This window comes from Acinetobacter rathckeae (genome assembly GCF_015627125.1).
GTDB lineage: Bacteria > Pseudomonadota > Gammaproteobacteria > Pseudomonadales > Moraxellaceae > Acinetobacter > Acinetobacter rathckeae.
In genome coordinates, this window is sequence record NZ_VTDO01000001.1 from 597,144 (window position 1) to 614,186 (window position 17,043).

Annotated in this window: 15 protein-coding genes; 5 read left to right on the forward strand and 10 right to left on the reverse strand. The window is 39.9% G+C overall.

Annotated elements, in window-relative coordinates; genetic code table 11:
• Window positions 1-27 precede the first annotated feature (27 nt).
• From I2F31_RS02915 to I2F31_RS02960, 10 genes are all read right to left on the reverse strand, one after another.
• Window positions 28-657, reverse strand: coding sequence for an RBBP9/YdeN family alpha/beta hydrolase (locus I2F31_RS02915; RefSeq protein WP_195767880.1), 630 nt, complete (start codon window positions 655-657; stop codon window positions 28-30).
• Window positions 658-691: 34 nt separating this feature from the next.
• Window positions 692-1,705, reverse strand: coding sequence for a sulfate ABC transporter substrate-binding protein (locus I2F31_RS02920; protein WP_195767879.1), 1,014 nt, complete (start codon window positions 1,703-1,705; stop codon window positions 692-694).
• Between the two features lie 115 nt (window positions 1,706-1,820).
• Complete coding sequence (locus I2F31_RS02925) at window positions 1,821-2,810, reverse strand: bile acid:sodium symporter family protein (RefSeq protein WP_195773416.1); 990 nt, start codon at window positions 2,808-2,810, stop codon at window positions 1,821-1,823.
• A gap of 107 nt (window positions 2,811-2,917) precedes the next feature.
• A complete protein-coding gene (locus I2F31_RS02930) occupies window positions 2,918-3,748 on the reverse strand; it encodes a phosphodiesterase (RefSeq protein ID WP_195767877.1) in 831 nt (276 codons plus the stop codon).
• Window positions 3,749-3,759: 11 nt separating this feature from the next.
• Window positions 3,760-4,734, reverse strand: coding sequence for an ABC transporter ATP-binding protein (locus I2F31_RS02935; protein ID WP_195767876.1), 975 nt, complete (start codon window positions 4,732-4,734; stop codon window positions 3,760-3,762).
• Window positions 4,731-5,531, reverse strand: coding sequence for an ABC transporter permease (locus I2F31_RS02940; protein ID WP_195767875.1), 801 nt, complete (start codon window positions 5,529-5,531; stop codon window positions 4,731-4,733). The genes I2F31_RS02935 and I2F31_RS02940 overlap by 4 nt, the downstream gene beginning before the upstream one ends.
• Window positions 5,528-6,367, reverse strand: a complete 840-nt coding sequence (locus I2F31_RS02945; RefSeq protein ID WP_195767874.1) for an ABC transporter permease — start codon at window positions 6,365-6,367, stop codon at window positions 5,528-5,530. The genes I2F31_RS02940 and I2F31_RS02945 overlap by 4 nt, the downstream gene beginning before the upstream one ends.
• The gene (locus I2F31_RS02950) at window positions 6,367-7,374 is read right to left on the reverse strand and encodes an ABC transporter substrate-binding protein (protein WP_195767873.1); all 1,008 of its coding nucleotides are present in this window, start codon (window positions 7,372-7,374) and stop codon (window positions 6,367-6,369) included. Before I2F31_RS02950 ends, I2F31_RS02945 begins: the two co-directional genes overlap by 1 nt.
• Window positions 7,371-8,390 (reverse strand): LacI family DNA-binding transcriptional regulator, encoded by a 1,020-nt coding sequence (locus I2F31_RS02955; RefSeq protein WP_195767872.1) that lies wholly within the window; start codon window positions 8,388-8,390, stop codon window positions 7,371-7,373. Before I2F31_RS02955 ends, I2F31_RS02950 begins: the two co-directional genes overlap by 4 nt.
• 109 nt (window positions 8,391-8,499) lie before the next feature.
• Window positions 8,500-9,042, reverse strand: coding sequence for a transglycosylase SLT domain-containing protein (locus I2F31_RS02960; protein ID WP_195767871.1), 543 nt, complete (start codon window positions 9,040-9,042; stop codon window positions 8,500-8,502).
• 147 nt (window positions 9,043-9,189) lie between these two features.
• On the opposite strand from I2F31_RS02960, the gene I2F31_RS02965 reads away from it, so the two are divergent.
• From I2F31_RS02965 to I2F31_RS02985, 5 genes are all read left to right on the forward strand, one after another.
• The gene (locus tag I2F31_RS02965) at window positions 9,190-11,454 is read left to right on the forward strand and encodes an ATP-binding cassette domain-containing protein (protein WP_195773417.1); all 2,265 of its coding nucleotides are present in this window, start codon (window positions 9,190-9,192) and stop codon (window positions 11,452-11,454) included.
• Between the two features lie 402 nt (window positions 11,455-11,856).
• Window positions 11,857-14,259, forward strand: coding sequence for a TonB-dependent receptor plug domain-containing protein (locus I2F31_RS02970; RefSeq protein WP_195767869.1), 2,403 nt, complete (start codon window positions 11,857-11,859; stop codon window positions 14,257-14,259).
• 82 nt (window positions 14,260-14,341) lie between these two features.
• Entirely contained in the window at window positions 14,342-15,313 is a 972-nt protein-coding gene (locus I2F31_RS02975) for an ABC transporter substrate-binding protein (protein WP_195767868.1), read from the forward strand.
• 9 nt (window positions 15,314-15,322) lie between these two features.
• Window positions 15,323-16,219, forward strand: coding sequence for an amino acid ABC transporter permease (locus tag I2F31_RS02980; protein ID WP_195767867.1), 897 nt, complete (start codon window positions 15,323-15,325; stop codon window positions 16,217-16,219).
• A 1-nt stretch (window position 16,220) separates the two neighbouring features.
• Window positions 16,221-17,003 carry an amino acid ABC transporter ATP-binding protein gene (locus I2F31_RS02985; RefSeq protein WP_195767866.1) on the forward strand — a complete coding sequence of 261 codons (783 nt, stop codon included), beginning with the start codon at window positions 16,221-16,223 and terminating at the stop codon, window positions 17,001-17,003.
• Window positions 17,004-17,043: the final 40 nt, after the last annotated feature.

The window sequence follows — 17,043 nt, forward strand, 5'->3', positions numbered from 1 at the left end:
GATCTCTCAAATAGCAGTCTATTGTTTTCATATAGACTGCACTAAAACATGATTCTTATGGCTTCCTACCAATGCATAGTGTGCATAATCTCGTATGTTTTGTTTTTGCATTGCAACGAGATGTGGTAGTAATTGAGGAAAAGCCCCAAACCCTGATTCGATATTAATGTGTCCAACTTTTCCTAAATTAACATAAGGGACTTGCCATTGTTTAGCAAAATATTTTGCATCTTCAAAGTTCAGCCAAGGATCATTTTCGCTAATGAACATCACTGTAGGTACATTAATGTGTAGTGATTTAAAGTATTCGAGAAAATGATCATGTCCTTGTGTTGCAAAGCCTTGTTGTGAAAAGCGTATTGGGTTTGCTGGGGCAACTAAAATGAGTTTTTCAATACGGGCTTGTAAATGTGGGTGTTTAGCCAAGGCTGCAATACTGGTTAAACAGCCAAAACTATGGGCAATAATTTGTAGTTTTTGCCCTTTGGTTGTAGCAATGGTTTTGAGCCATTGCTGAACCCACTGTTCTAAGATTGGCTCATGCCACTGTTGCATGACACGTTGAGTATTAGGAAGGCGTTGCTCTAGCCATGTCTGCCAGTGCTCTTCACCACTACCACCCACACCAGGAACAATAATATTGCATAGTTGTGTCATATCATTACTCCTGTTTGGTATAGAAATACTGTATTTATTTGCTTTGTGCATTGGCTTTGATGATTTGGTCAAAAATACCATCATTTTCAAAGTGCGTTTTTTGTACTTTCTGCCAGCCACCAAATTCTTGGTCAATGGTTACCAGTTTAAGTGGTTTAAATACATTACTATATTGTTTTAACACTGTTGGGTTACGAGGGCGATAAAAGTTTTTCGCAATAATATCTTGTGCCCATGGTGAATATAAAAAGTTAACATAACCTTGGGCCACTAAAGCATTGCCATCTTTTTTGACATTTGCATCGACTACGGCTACAGGTGGTTCAGCCAAAATAGATAAAGATGGGGTGATAATTTCAAACTTGCCCGGTTGCTCACGTGTGGCAAGGTATGCTTCGTTTTCCCATGCAATGAGTACGTCACCAATGCCACGTTCTGCAAATGTTGTGGTTGCACCACGAGCACCAGAGTCTAAAACTTTTGTATTTTTATAGATTTTACTGACAAAGGCTTGTGCTGTTTGGTCGTTGCCTTTAGGTTGATGCTTCGCCCAAGCCCATGCAGCTAAGTAATTCCAACGTGCACCACCAGATGTTTTTGGATTGGGCGTAATAATAGCAACGTCTGGACGCACTAAGTCATTCCAATCTTTAATGTGTTTAGGATTTCCTTTACGCACTAAAAATACGATGGTTGATGTATATGGTGATGAGTTTTGTGGTAGACGAGACTGCCAGTTGAGTGGCAGTTTACCCGTTTTTTCTGCAATGGCATCAATATCTGCAGCCAAAGCTAAAGTCACTACATCTGCATTTAAGCCATCAATGACTGCACGGGCTTGTTTACCTGAGCCACCATGTGATTGCTTGAAGTTAATCTCTTCGCCAGTACGTTGTTTCCAATACTGCCCGTACGCTTGATTGACTTCTGTATATAGCTCACGGGTAGGGTCATAAGACACATTCAAGAAGTCTTTTGCGGCCATGCTATATGTTGAAGCACTTACTAAAGTTGCAACAACAGCAATTTTAATCTTCTGAAATGACATAATCTTATTTCCCTGTAGCTAAGTCTGGCGAGGTGAAAAACAAGAATACTCATAATTAATCAGCATAAAAAATAATAAAAAATCATGTTTATATGAATTAAATGAATAATTGATTTCAAGAGTGTTGTTGATCGGTATTTTGCTCAGGTTGTTCTGCAAATCGACTGGCCAAAATACCGCAAGTAATCAGTTGGATTTGGTGAAATAACATGAGTGGTAAGATAATGAGACCAAAGGCATGGCCTGCAAATAAAATCTTGGCCATAGGTACACCACTGGCGAGTGTTTTTTTAGAGCCACAAAATAATATAGTGATTTGATCTGCACGATTAAAGCCAAGTTTTTTGCTTGAAAAGTGGATTAAAAGCATTGCAATGAATAGCAGTGCAATACACACAACAACCAATAAAATCAGTTGCTCTGCAGAAACTTGATGCCAAACGCCTTCAATGACCGCTTCACTAAAAGCAGCATATACCACCATTAATATTGAGCCTTGATCAACCATTTTAATTCTTGCAGGTTGCCGTTGTAACATTGGGCGTATTTTTTTACTCAAGATTTGACCTAATACAAAAGGAACAAACAATAGACCAATAATATTAAGCACAGCACTGAGAGAAAAAGAGGAATGAGTTGAAGAGCCCGTCACTAAAAATAATCCAACCAAACACGGCGTAATAAACATACCTAAAATATTTGATGCTGATGCACTACATAACGCGGCAGGCACATTGCCACGTGCAATAGAAGTAAATGCAATTGAAGACTGCACTGTAGATGGCAGTAGACATAAATAGAGTATGCCCAAATACAGCTGATGACCTAATAGGGGCTCAAGCACGGGTTTTAAAGCCAGCCCGATGATTGGAAATAAAATAAAAGTGGCGGCGAAAATGGTGAGGTGTAGTCGCCAATGGGTGATGCCTGCATAGATGGCTTCACGAGAAAGCTTTGCGCCGTGTAAAAAAAATAACAATGCAATCGCACAGTTAGTGAGGGTGTTAAATATAGTTGCTGCTTGACCATGTATGGGGAGTATGGTTGCAAGAATGAGCATGCCGACAATCATGCAACTAAAGCGGTCTGGCAGGTATTTCATCATTTGTAACATTTCCCTAGACTAGAAGTGAGATTCTTTTATACGGCTTCGATTGTCTAGTCAAGGGATTAAAAGAATATTAAACAAGATTCTGTAATGGTTGAGCTGATTTAGTCAATTAAACCATTGGCATCATAAAATGGATGGGTTGGCCCATAATTGCCTATATTTAGGTAGTGGGTGGTAAACCCTTGTTCGGCATGCCAACGGTGTAATAACATCCCTGCAGGTTCTAAACTAAAATGTGCAGGGGCATTGACATTAAAGTCTGCTGCGACTTGGTGTGATGTACCAGGGGCACTACACACAGTGATGCCTGCAAGTGTTGTGGTAATGAAACGGTGTAAATGCCCACACAAAACACGTTGTACTTGCGGGTGTTTTTTGAGTGTGCTTTCTAGACGTTCGATGCCACGTAAGTTTTGTGCATCCATATGACCAATTCCACTGATAAATGGGTGATGGTGCAACATGACAACCGTAGGTTTTTGTGGGTGTTGAGATAAAGCGTGATCCAACCACTGTTGTCTTTTTTCACAAAACTCACCCCACGGTTTTTCAGGGGCAGTTGAATCTAAGCCAATGATGTGTAGGGGGGAGTCATTGAGAGACCAATGAAAAAACTCACTTTCAGCAGGAAGCCAAGGCTGGTTTTGACATGCAGTACGAAGGTTGTGACGATCGTCATGGTTACCTGCAATCGCGACCCACGGTAGTTTGAGTGATGCAATGGCTTCTGAAAAAGTTTGGTATTCATCGCTACGGCCAAAGTCAGTTAAGTCACCTGTAATTGCGACCAAGTCGGGTTGAGGTGACAGCTGATTTAAATAAGCAATACAGTTTTTAAAGGCCTGCAACGTATCTACTTTTTTATACGAAAGCTTACCGTGTGCTTTGATATGTAAATCGCTAATTTGTGCGATAACAAATTGGTCTTTCAAAATATACGTTCCTAAGTTGCGTGAAATAGTCGTTCAGGGGAGATGTGTAAACTGACGTGTTGCCCTACATGCCATTGCTCATGCGGTGAGCAAGTGACGGTTAATGTTTGGTTATTTTGATCTGTCACAATCAGTTTTTGTGTTTGCCCTAAAAAGGTAATTTGGCTGACTTGACCATGACTAAAAGCAGACGTTTGTTGATTGAGTAAAATATCTTCTGGTCGGCAAAAGAGTGTTTTATCATTGATTCTGATATGGTTTGTGCTACCGACAAAGTGTGCAACAAATGCCGTTTCAGGGTGTTGGTAAATGTCTTTGGCTGTGCCAATTTGCTCAATTTCACCATGTTGCATGACCGCAATACGGTCGCCTAGGGCCATCGCTTCTTGTTGGTCATGGGTGACATAAATGGCAGTAATCCCTAAACCTTTGAGTAGTTTTTTGATGTCTTCACGTAGTTTGTCTTTGAGTTTGACATCCAGTGCAGCCAAAGGCTCATCAAAAAGTAATATTTTTGGTCGGGCAGCTAAAGCACGTGCTAAAGATACACGCTGTTTTTGACCACCTGAGAGTGTATTAATGTTACGGTCATGGTAGCCTGCTAAATCGACCATCGCGAGCATTTCTTCTACACGTGCTTTGATCTCATCGGCAGGCAGTTTTTGTATTTTAAGTGCGTACGCTACATTTTGACCAACAGTGAAGTTTGGAAAAAGTGCATAGTGTTGAAAAACCATGCCTACATGACGTTTTTCAATCGGAAGATGTGTGACATCTTGGTCGTTGAAAAAGATTTTTCCGCCGTGGTCAGGTTGCTCTAAACCACTAATAAGGCGTAGTGTTGTGGTTTTACCACAGCCCGATGGCCCAAGTAGTACCAGTGTTTCCCCCTGATAAATCTCTAAGTCGAGTGGTTTAAGCACTTGGTTGTTGGGGTGGAAAGTTCTAGCACACTGCTGTAAATGAATATGGGTAGTTTGATTCATATTTTTTTCTCGCTTGAAGGGCTAACCAAGTGACGAATAAAGTGTAAAGTCAGTAACAGCGGAATAATCATGACAAAAAAGAGTGTGGTATATGCAGAGCCGACCTCTAAACGCATAGATGCATAGCTGTCTGCGAGGCCTACAGGTAGGGTTTTTGTCATGGGAGTGTGTAGCATCCAGGTAATATTGAATTCACCAATAGATAGCGTGATGACAGTAAATGCCCCTGCAAGTATGCCCGTAACGCAATTTGGAATAATCACATTAAAAAAGCGTTGTAGAGGTGTTGCTCCTAAACTTGCGGCCGCTTCATCGAGCGTGTGCAGGTGGGAAGATTTCATGACTACTAAAATTGAACGCACCATAAATGGCAGTGTAAAAAGTACATGGCCAACTAAAATAAATGCCCAACTTTCGCGAAACTCTCTGAAACTTCCATAAACTAAGAGCAAGCCAAGTGCGGTTGCCATGCCCGGAATAGCCACAGGGAGCATGAGGCACTCTTCAATATATGTAGCAGTTTTTGATGGGCTTTTAAGAAGTGCCCATGCCGTGGGTAGACCTAAAGCAACCGTTATACATAAACAACACAAAGCAATAAACAGTGACAGCCAAAAGGTGTTGGCATACATGGCCCAAACTTCTTGAATCCAACGTAAGGTAAAACCACTTTTGATACCAATAAAATAGTTTTCTGTGAAACTTGCCAGAATAGACATGGCAATGGGTACAAGTAAAAAGAGGCAGACGCAAAGGGTTAGGCTAAGCTGTAATGCAAAGATAAAATGTCGATTCATGTTAGGCTCCCAGTTGAGTTGCCTGTGAGTTTTCGTGTCAGAATGAGCGTTAGCCAGCAAATGAGTCCCATCAGTACAGACAACGCTGCTGAAACAGTAAAGTTGGCATAGTTGGTAAACTCACCATAAATGGTCAGTGGTAATACATTGAGATCTGTTCCTAAAGTAAAAGCAGTACCAAATGCACCAATACTGGTTGCAAAACAAATGGCCATGCTTGAGACAATAGCAGGAGAAAGGCTTGGAATAATCACGTCTTTAATCACACGCCAACGACTTGCACCAAGTGAGCGTGCGGCTTCTTCGAGTTGAATATCTATTTTTTCACAGGCAGCCACTAAGGTCATAATCACACGTGGAATAGAAAAGTAGAGGTAACCCAAAAATAGTCCAATAAGACTATAAGCAAAAATAATTTTACCCATGCCTAAGCTTTGGCCAAGTTGTGCAAATACCCCCTGACGACCACCAAGCATAATGATAAAAAAACCGACCACTGCACCGGGAAAAGCAATTGGAAAAGTGAGTAAGGTGAGTAATAGTTTTTTACCCATAAAATGCTGTCTTGCTACAAAATAGGCAATAGTGGTTGAAATAAGGACAGCAATCATTGCAACTAAGGCAGAAATCACAAATGTGGTGATAAAACTAGATAAATAATGTGGTTGGCTAATTACAGACCAATACGCCATTTTGTGGTTAGATTGGTCGGGAAGGGTACCTAAAACCACAAGGTACCCAAAAGGAATAAGCCAAAATGCACAAAACGCAATCATGGTGGGTATAAGTAACCATACTGTTTTTGGCCAAATTGTTTGCTTAGACCTCAATTTCATTATTTGACCTCACGCAAGTACTGCTGTGAAAAGTCTTTTTGAATGTCTGCCATTTCTTTGTAGTTTAGCGTGTGGGCGCGTTTGTACTCGCTATCTGGTAAGAATTGTGCTTTGGCAGCAGGTGAAATGGCTTTTTCATCTACAGGTCTTAACCAACTGTCTGCCCAGATTTTTTGTCCACGATCTGAAAGGACATAATCAAGTACTTTTTTACCATTTTCACTATGTGGTGCATTTTTAACAAGCCCCATCACATATGGTACTTTAATGGTGCCTTCTTTTGGAATCACAAAAACAACATTGGCTTTGTCTTTGTATTTAGCACGGTATGCATTAAAGTCGTAGTCAATCAGTACAGGAATTTCACCTGACAATACACGTGGGTACGCCGTTTGTTTTGGTACAATTGGCTTATTGGCGCTGAGTTTTTTGAAATAGTTAATAGCAGGGGTAAAGTTATGCAATGTACCCCCTTTGGCCATATTCACAGCAGTGGCCGCTGCATAACCAACAAATGCACTTGATGGGTCTAAATAACCAACCATGCCTTGATATTCAGGTTTTAATAAATCGTCCCAGCTTTTTGGAATCGGTGCACCGTTTAAAGCGTCAACATTAACCATAAAACCAATGGTGCCAGAGTGAACTGCAACCCATTTCCCATTTGGGTCTTTTAAGTCTTTAGGAATTTTGTCCCAACCTTTTGGTTTATAAGATGCCAATACATCTGCTTGGTCAGCTTGCATCCCAAAAGTAATACCTAGGTAAGTAAAGTCAGCCACAGGACTGGCTTTTTCAGCCACCAACTGTGCTAAAGCTTGACCTGAGTTTTTGTTATCAGGTGGTACGACAACGCCAGTATCTTTGGCAATGGCTTGAATTTGTACGCCCCAGTTTGCCCATTCAGGTGGGCAGTTATAACAAATCGCAGTATTGTCTTGTGCAAAAGCCATGCTTGGTAATACAGACGCAGCACACAGTAAACTGCTTAACAGCTGTTTTTTCATGAGAGATCCTTGTCAATAGATGTATGTTGAGGGGCATTAGACATGCTTTCCTCAAGGTTGAATTGAGTACATAGGGTTTGTGAAGTAACGGGCTGACCTGAAATCATCTGTAGCAACGTTTTAACTGAAAGCCACCCCAAAAGCTCTCGTGGTTGTGCTACAGATGACAAAGCGGGATACAGGGTTTTTCCAAGCGAAATGCCATCAAAACCCACAACAGAAATCTGTTCTGGTACTAAATAGCCTAAGCGTTGTAGGTTGCCAATACTGCTCAGTGCTAAAAGATCGTTTGAACATAACAAAGCAGTTACATTTTGTTTTAAAAGTGGTAGTAAGGTGTCTATATGTACTTGTGTATGACTGTGCATTTCAACCACAGGCATGGCAATGAGACCTGCTGCTGTCATGGCATCTGCATAGCCTTGGTAGCGTAAAGCAGATCGGTCTGACTGAAAAAATGGCCCTGTGAGCATGGCAATATGGCAGTGGCCATATTCAATTAAACGTTGTGTTGCATCATACATAGCAGCATAGTTGTCTATGTTTATACTTATAAAATCTGTGTTTTGAATGGGGTTGTGGGTAAGCACAGTTGGTATGGCTTCTTCTTTGATTTTGTTTAAACAATCACTTTGTTGTGCATTGGCCACAGTTAAAATCAGACCATCAACACGCTGTCTAAGCATATTTTCTAAAATTTCAAGCTCTGCTTGTGGGTCATATTCGGTGGTTGCGACCAATAAAGAGTAGCCATTTTCTCTTGCCATTTTTTCCATGGCTTCTAATTGGCCACTAAAAATGGGATTGTTGAGTGTGGGTAACATGACACCTAGCATTTTACTGCTTTGTGTTCTGAGTTGGCGAGCTGCATAGTTTGGGCGAAAACCAAGTGTTTTGGCCGCTTGATATATTTTCTCACGTGTCTCTGGCTTGACTTGCTCAGGCGATGCAAATGCCCGTGCGACTGTTGCTCTAGAAACACCAACAATTTTAGATACTTGGACTATGCTACTCATAATAATTTACTCAAATGAGAACGATCTCATTGGTAAGTATCATGGTAAAAAGATATGACAGTGCTGTGACGATTTAATGATATTTTGGTGTCATGTGCTCAATATGGAATTAAGGCAGGGCTTGCTTGAGTTCTTTTTTATAGTGTCGCACAGAACGTGCATATTTTTTTGCTTTATGCCGAGTGAAAAAGCTAGCGCCATAGCCTGTAGGACCAACGTTATAATATGCAGAAGCTTTAAACCACGAGCCTGCAAGAGCTTTATATTGCGCTAAGATGTAGGCATTACAATAAATATTGATAGTGTCATCGTATAAGTTACCAGGGCATGACGTTGACCAATAACTTGGGATAATCTGAGCAAGACCTACAGCGCCTCCAGAGGACCTTAACTGACTACGGTAGTTGGATTCTTGGCGAATGGTTGCCGCAATCAGCTCAGCAGGCACATTGTATTGGTCGGCAGATTGAATAATTAAAGGCGACACGGCATTGGCTTTGTCATATGGCACATGGTACGCACGCTGTAATGCTGTTGAAAGTTTGGCTGATCTTTGTTGAACTGAGCCACCATGGGGGCCAAGCGTTGAGCATGCAGAAAGGAAAGTCACCGCTGTCAATACAGATAATTTTAATACAGTATGTACTGGCATAGCATGTCACTTCAAAGCTTGATTAGATGCTTTATGGTAGTTTTTTATCGGTTGTTAGATGTTGATGTTATGTAAATAAAAGTGTTTATATTTACTCTTTTTTGTATATTTATTACACAGTGTGCTTTATGTGAAAGTGAGTAAGCCATGACAAAAACAATCAATATTTACGGTGCAAGACAAAACAATTTAAAAAACTTATCACTGCAGATTCCTAAAAATAAAATTGTGGTTTTTACAGGCGTATCAGGCTCAGGTAAATCTTCTTTGGTGTTTGAAACCATTGGTGCGGAAGCACAACGACAAATCAATGAAACTTACGATACCTTTACTCGAAATCGATTGCAAAGTGCACCACAAGCCGAAGTAGACCGTATAGAAAACTTAAATGTCCCTGTGATTATCGACCAGAAACCACTTTCTGGGAGTATTCGTTCCGCCGTTGCGACAGCCACCGATATTTATGCCAGTTTAAGGTTGTTGTTTTCTCGGGTCGGTACGCCGTTTGTGGGTTACTCACAAGTATTTTCTTTTAATCACCCAAGTGGTATGTGTCCTCGTTGTGAGGGAACAGGTTTTGAGCAAACACTGAATATTTATAAAATTTTAGATCAAGATAAATCTTTGAATGAAGGTGCTATTTTATTTCCAACCTATCAACCACACGCATGGCGTTGGCTACGTTATGCAGACTCAGGTTATTTTGACTTAGATAAAAAACTAAAAGACTATAGCCCCAAAGAATGGGAACTTTTGCTTAATGCAGAGCAACATAAGCCCAAGCACCCCACAGTCCAGTGGAAAAAGACAGCACTCTACGAGGGTTTAATTACTCGCTTTAAACGTAATTTTATGACAGGGCAAGCGCAAGAAAAAAACCGCTATAAAGCCCGACTCGATGACATTATTGAAATTAAGCCATGTTCTGAGTGTCATGGACAACGTCTAAATGCTAAATCTTTAAGTTGCACCATTCAAGGGTTAAATATTGCACAGTGTACAGCGTTGTCAGTGAAGCGTTTATATGACTTTATCAATGCGATTGATGCACCTAAGTATCAAATTTTACTTGATGAAATTTTGCATAAGTTAGACATGCTTACATTGGTCGGATTAAGTTATTTAAGCTTAAACAGAACCAGTGATACTTTATCTGGTGGTGAAGGGCAACGCATTAAGATGGTCAAGCATCTTGGCAATAGTTTGGTTGACTTACTTTATATTTTTGATGAACCAAGTGTGGGACTACACCCAAGAGATGTTGAAAATATTGCCCAAATGATTAAAAAAATTAGAGATAAAGGAAATTCGGTATTATTGGTTGAGCATGATCCAGACCTGATTAAAATTGCAGATCAAGTGATTGATATTGGGCCCAAGTCAGGTGTGAATGGTGGAGAACTGGTTTATCAAGGCGACTTTTCAGGCTTGGCATCTGCGCATGGCTTAACCGCAGCGTATTTTTCCCAGCCAAGAACAATCAAACAACAGCCTAGAGCATTTCAGCAGGTGATGACTGTTAAAGAAGCCCATGTTTTTAACTTAAAAAACGTAACGTTGGATATTCCTTTGTATTGTTTAACTGTGGTCACTGGCGTTGCAGGGTCAGGCAAAAGTACACTGATGACACAGGTTTTACCACAACAGTACCCACAAACCAAAGTGATTGATCAGTCTGCAATTATGGCGAGTGTGCGTTCTAATTTGTTGACTTTTTTAGACTTGTCTGACGATGTACGTAAATTATTTGCCGAATATAATCAGGTGAGTATGAAGTGGTTTAGCTACAATAGTAAAGGTGCTTGCCCACACTGTAATGGGTTGGGAATTGAAAAAATTGAACTGGCATTTTTAGATAATATTGAGCTGACTTGTGAGGTTTGCCACGGCACAGGATATAAAAAAGAGGTCTTGGATTATTGTTATCAGGGTAAAAATATTACTGAAGTGTTGGCAATGACTGTGGCCGAAGCACTGCAATTTTTTACACAAGAGAAAATCCAACAAAAACTACAGCGTTTAATGCGTTTAGGCTTAGATTATTTGGCATTAGGTCAGCGCTTAAATACCTTTTCAGGCGGCGAACGTCAGCGTTTAAAACTGAGTAAAGAGCTGGGGCAACGGGATCATATCTTGGTATTAGATGAACCGAGTACGGGGTTACATCCGTCAGACACAGCAAAGTTATTACAGCTTTTAAATTACATTGTAGATGAGGGCAACACAGTGATTGTGATTGAGCATAATCTAGATATTATTGCTCAAGCGGATTGGATTATTGATATTGGCCCAGATGCAGGTGAACATGGCGGAGAAGTAATGTTTACAGGGACGATACAGGACTTATTAGCGCAGCCAGATATTTCACTTACTGCACAATATATGGCACGTTATTTATATGAAAATACCTAAAACATGGGTTTTTTATGTGTAGATGTGGTGAATAAATGATTTAAATATGTATATAAAAAAAGCATTTGAGTATATGATAACAAAGAATAAGACATGCTTTTTTCTAAACTATTTGTGATAAAGATGAATGCTATTTATTAAAAAATAAAATATATATTTTTGAATACTGGCATAAATATTGTATATAGTTGGATATTAAGTTTATTTAAAATAATAACTTAGATTATTTTTTGGTAGGGCGAAAAAACGGAAAGTATGTTAAGCGTAATTTATAACGTACAATTTTAAAAACTGAAACTAAAACAATATCTATTTTTTAAATAAACATAGTTGTAAAACTTGATTTACATAAAGAATAGTCTTTGTAACATAATCACACATTAAATTAGGGATTTGTTCAACATGAATAATAAGTTTCAAGTCAAACTCTTGACACTCCTTGTTGCAAGCAGTTTGTATCCTGTAGCTCATGCAGAAGAAAATAAAAGTGCGACAGCCAGTACTGAAAACAAAGTACAAGCTTTGAGTGCGATTATTGTCACGGGTACACGTAAAGTAAACCGCTCAGCAACGCAGTCATCACAACCGATTGATGTGGTGACCACAGAGGAGTTACAAAAACGTACAGGTACTAGTGAGTTAGGTACTGCACTTTCTAAGCTCATTCCTTCAATTAACTTCCCAAGACCTTCAGTTGCAGACGGCACTGAATTTGTGCGTCCTGCGCAGTTAAAGGGCTTATCTCCAGACCAAGTCTTGGTTTTAGTCAATGGTAAACGCCGTCACACCAGTGCTTTTATTAATATGGGTGGTACAATTGGTCGTGGTTCATCTCCAACAGACTTAAACGCCATTCCAATGTCTGCAGTTAGTCGTATTGAAGTCCTTAAAGATGGTGCATCGGCGCGTTATGGTTCAGATGCAATCGCAGGTGTTATTAATATTATTTTAAAAACAGACACCAAACATGGTGATGTGGGTGTGCGTTACGGTAAGTATAGTGCAGGCGATGGTGAGCAGAAGCAAACCTATGTTTCTGGTGGCACAAGTTTACAAGGTAAAGGCTTTGTGACTTTTGCAGGTGAGCTAGAAGGTGATGACAGCACTAACCGTGCAGGTACAGATAGCCGTGATCCTAAAGCAACCACTTACGGCCAACGTACTTTCCGTTATGGTGATCCAAAACAAGAAAGCGTGAAAATTGCTTTAAACAGTGAATATGATTTATCAGACAATGCAACTTTATATGGTTTTGCAACGTATAGCCGTAAAGATGCTGAGTCTGCTGCATTTTATCGTTTAAGTACATCAAGTAGTAATATCTTAGCATTGTATCCAAATGGCTATTTACCGCTAATTTTTGGCCAGTCTGAAGATCTTGCTGCTGTCGTTGGTGTGAAAGGTGATCTTGCTGATTGGCGTTATGATTTGTCGGCAGACTTTGGTCGTAATGAATATCAAGTGCGTACAGATACCATTAACGTGAGTACGTATAAAGACTTTGGCTATACACCAACACGTTTTTATAATGGCGCATTAATTAACGATCAAACTGTGATTAACTTAGATTTGTCTCGTGATTTTGATATTAAAGGTCTAAGTGGGCCACTGACATTCTCTACAGGTGTGCAGTACTTAAACCAAAACTATCAAATTAAAGCAGGTGATCCGAACTCGTATTATAAAACAGGTTCATCGGGTCTAGCAGGCTTTAGAGATGTAGACGCAGGAAAATGGTCACGAGATAATATTGCAGCTTATTTAGATTTAGATGCAAGTATCACAGATAAACTCTCTGGTTCTTTGGCATATCGCCATGAGTATTATAATGACTTTGGCCATGCAGATAATGGCGCATTGTCATTACGTTATGCGGTGAATCCTGCAATTGCGTTTCGTGGTAATTTCTCTTCAGGCTTCCGTGTACCAAGTTTAGCGCAATCGAATTATACACAGACCTCGTCACAGCTTGTGAACCAAAGTATTGTAGAAGCAGGGACGTTCTCAACGACCTCTCAAGTGGCACGTCTATTGGGTGCAGAAGACTTAAAGCCTGAAACATCACGTGACTATAGCTTAGGTTTTGTGCTCACACCTGCAGACAACTTCTATCTAACTTTCGATGCTTACTTAATTGATATTAAAAACCGTATTAGCTTGTCATCAAATATTAGTGCAAGTAGTGCCACTGTTAAATCTTATTTAGCAGCCAATGGCATTAGTAATATTAACTTTGATACAGTACGTTTCTTTAATAATGCTGCAGACACACGCACAAAAGGCTTAGATTTAGTGGCCAATTATGCATGGAATAACTTGCCATATGGTCAGTTAAATACATCGGTTGCCTATAACTACAATGAAAATAAAGTGACTAAGATTCGTGCGAATCCTGCCATTTTAAATGCATTGGGTGTGAACTTAAATCGTATTGATCGCCGTGAACAGTATGGTATTTTGGCAGGCAGTACACCAAAACATAAATTGACTATTACCAATGACTATAGCCTAGGGAACTGGGGTATTAGTACCAACGTAACCCGTTACGGTAGTTTTGTGTCATATAGCAATACCAGTCCAAGTCTAGATCAAAAGTATGGTGCGAAATGGTTGCTTGATTTGGCGTTGTCTTATAAGACAGGTAACTGGAAGTTTGAAGTGGGTGGTGACAACATTACTAATGTTTACCCAGACAAAGACCGTACCACTGCAAGCTCGACAGGTGGCAGTATTCAATACAGCTTGTTCTCACCATTTGGTGCTAACGGTGCGTTTTATTACACTCGTGTAAATTATCACTGGTAAGTTTTACTGATTAAACATGCATGTGCCTCCATGGGTGCATGCATGTTTTTTACATTTATAGAATATAAAAAAGATGTCCTGTATGACTCGATTTTTAATACCTTTTATCTTTTGCATGAACCTAGGGCTTGTTGGCTGTGAACCGCATAAAGATGGTGATTCATCTGTATCAAATGCGACCATACTCACCATGCCAAAGCCAATGCGAGAGTTATTAGCACGTAATACCATACCCATTCATGGTATGGTCGATCAGGCCGCTGTAACCAAAATTCCTGCAAATTATCACTTTGTAAACTCAGGTTACTTTACTGTGGCTGTGATTGCAGGGAACTCACCACCGATTACCACGTTGGCTTTAGATAATAAAACCCCGATTGGTATAGAAGTCGATGTTGCTCGGTTAATTGCCGACACTTTAGGGCTTCAGCTTAAGCTTGTGCCAACTTCTTGGGAAGATTGGCCTTTGGGAATTAATTCAGGCAAGTATGATGCGGCTTTAATTAATATTTCAGTGAGTAAACCCCGTAAAGAACGTTTTGATTTTGTGACTTATCGAAAAGACAGTCTAGGTTTGTTTGTAGCAAAAGATAGTCCGATTCAGCATATTTCTGAAGCAAAAGATGTTGCAGGGCAACGTGTGATTGTTGGTGCAGGAACGAATCAGGAAAAAATTTTACTGCGTTGGATTGATGAAAACCAAAAAAATGGCTTAGCACCCACCACACCTGTATATTTTGAAGACAAAGCCATGGCAATTTTGGCCATTGAGTCCGGTCGTGCTGATGTTTACTTTGTGCCCAATCCGTCTGGTACATGGCGTATGGAAAATGGGGCAAATATTAAACGTGTTGGCTACTTAAATGGTGGTTGGCCCAAAACAGCAGATATTGCTGTGACACTTAAAAAGGGTGCAGGGCTTGATCCTGCGATACAAGTTGCTGTTAATGCCAATATTCAAAATGGAAAAATGCATGCCGTTTTAGCACGTTGGGGGCTTGCAAATGAAATATTACAACACTCAGAAATTAATCCATCGGGTTTTGGGGAGTAGGTTATTATTATGGATCAAAAATCACAGTTACCGTACAACATCGTCAAAGCCCGCCACCCCATGCGTTATATTGGTAGTGCGGTTGCAATTTTACTGATTTTGATTTTACTTGAGTCGGTGTTCTTTAACTCAAAATGGGAATGGTCTGTTTTTCGTTTGTGGTTTTTTGACCCTGCGGTATTAAGCGGTTTGTATTTAACTTTAAAGCTGACTTTTGCTGCCATGCTGTTAAGCTTTTTCTTAGGTGGTATTTTAGCCATGATGCGACTGTCATCTTCATGGCTTGTACAAAGTGTAGCCTGGTTTTATATTTGGTTGTTTCGTTCCGTACCGTTACTGGTAGTATTAATTGTTTTATATAACTTTTCATATTTGTATGAACGAATTGCAATTGCTATACCATTTACAGAAGTGGTTTTTGTGAGTTATAAAACCATTAATGCTCTCGACCAATTTACAACTGCATTAATCGGCCTTGCGATTGTGCAAAGCGCATATACGGCTGAAATTATTCGTGGTGGTATTTTGGCAGTAGATAAAGGGCAGTTTGAAGCATCTTCTGCACTTGGTTTGTCTTGGTGGCATAGAACGTATCGTATTATTTTTCCACAAGCCATTCGCAGTATTTTACCTGCATTGGTCAATGAGTGTATTAGCTTATCTAAAGGCACAGCGATTGTGTATGTTCTTGCCATGCCTGAGCTGTTTTATACCGTACAGATGGTATATAACCGTAACCAACAAATTATTCCATTACTTATGGTGGCAGCGGTTTGGTATACCATTATTACTAGTGTATTTTCTGTTATTCAGTATGCGATTGAGTCTAAATTATCTAGAACACAAAAACGTAGTACAGGATTAACTGGCTTAAGACAGTTGTTGACATGGAAGTGGGGGAAATAAAATGACACAATCTGAAAAACAATCGATTGGGCACATTTCAATTCAGCATGTTTCTAAGAAATTTGGGGCAGATTACGCACTTAAAGATGTGAGCTTAGAGATTCCTGCGGGTTCAGTCACCGTGATTTTAGGACCATCAGGTTCTGGGAAGACCACTTTACTTCGTACCATGAATCATTTGGAAAAAGCAGATGAAGGTGTGATAAAAATTGACGATGACTTTATGGGGTATCGCTTAAAAAATAATACTTTGTATGAGTTAAAGGAAAAAGAGATTTTAAAGCAACGTATACATGTGGGTTATGTATTTCAAAACTTTAATCTTTTTCCACATTTAACTGTACTACAAAATATTATTGAAGCACCACTTGCACATAAAAAAATGACGAAGGTACAAGCCATCAGTAAAGCACAGCAACTTTTAGCCAGTGTGGGCTTGGCAGAAAAAGCAGATGCATGGCCACAGCAACTTTCAGGCGGTCAACAACAACGTGTGGCCATTGCTAGAGCTTTGGCATTAGAGCCGAAAGTCATTTTGTTTGATGAGCCGACATCTGCACTCGACCCCGAGCTGGTTGGGGAAGTGTTGGCAGTGATTAAACAACTGGCACAGCTTGGTAAAACCATGGTTGTGGTGACACATGAAATTGGTTTTGCTAAAGAAGTAGCGGACTATGTGGTGTTTATGGATAAAGGTGTTGTGGTTGAACATGGCAGTGCAGATGCTGTATTGAATCACCCACAGCAACAGCGAACGCAAAGCTTTTTATCGAAAGTTATCTAATTTACCGATTGATCTTTTAGACATAATATGCTTTGATCTG

Bases quoted from the DNA above. Each gene is read 5' to 3' on its own strand.
- I2F31_RS02915 (WP_195767880.1), bottom strand. From the start codon at position 657: ATGACACAACTATGCAATATTATTGTTCCTGGTGTGGGTGGTAGTGGT.
- I2F31_RS02920 (WP_195767879.1), bottom strand. From the start codon at position 1,705: ATGTCATTTCAGAAGATTAAAATTGCTGTTGTTGCAACTTTAGTAAGT.
- I2F31_RS02925 (WP_195773416.1), bottom strand. From the start codon at position 2,810: ATGATGAAATACCTGCCAGACCGCTTTAGTTGCATGATTGTCGGCATG.
- I2F31_RS02935 (WP_195767876.1), bottom strand. From the start codon at position 4,734: ATGAATCAAACTACCCATATTCATTTACAGCAGTGTGCTAGAACTTTC.
- I2F31_RS02940 (WP_195767875.1), bottom strand. From the start codon at position 5,531: ATGAATCGACATTTTATCTTTGCATTACAGCTTAGCCTAACCCTTTGC.
- I2F31_RS02945 (WP_195767874.1), bottom strand. From the start codon at position 6,367: ATGAAATTGAGGTCTAAGCAAACAATTTGGCCAAAAACAGTATGGTTA.
- I2F31_RS02950 (WP_195767873.1), bottom strand. From the start codon at position 7,374: ATGAAAAAACAGCTGTTAAGCAGTTTACTGTGTGCTGCGTCTGTATTA.
- I2F31_RS02955 (WP_195767872.1), bottom strand. From the start codon at position 8,390: ATGAGTAGCATAGTCCAAGTATCTAAAATTGTTGGTGTTTCTAGAGCA.
- I2F31_RS02960 (WP_195767871.1), bottom strand. From the start codon at position 9,042: ATGCCAGTACATACTGTATTAAAATTATCTGTATTGACAGCGGTGACT.
- I2F31_RS02965 (WP_195773417.1), top strand. From the start codon at position 9,190: ATGACAAAAACAATCAATATTTACGGTGCAAGACAAAACAATTTAAAA.
- I2F31_RS02970 (WP_195767869.1), top strand. From the start codon at position 11,857: ATGAATAATAAGTTTCAAGTCAAACTCTTGACACTCCTTGTTGCAAGC.
- I2F31_RS02975 (WP_195767868.1), top strand. From the start codon at position 14,342: ATGACTCGATTTTTAATACCTTTTATCTTTTGCATGAACCTAGGGCTT.
- I2F31_RS02980 (WP_195767867.1), top strand. From the start codon at position 15,323: ATGGATCAAAAATCACAGTTACCGTACAACATCGTCAAAGCCCGCCAC.
- I2F31_RS02985 (WP_195767866.1), top strand. From the start codon at position 16,221: ATGACACAATCTGAAAAACAATCGATTGGGCACATTTCAATTCAGCAT.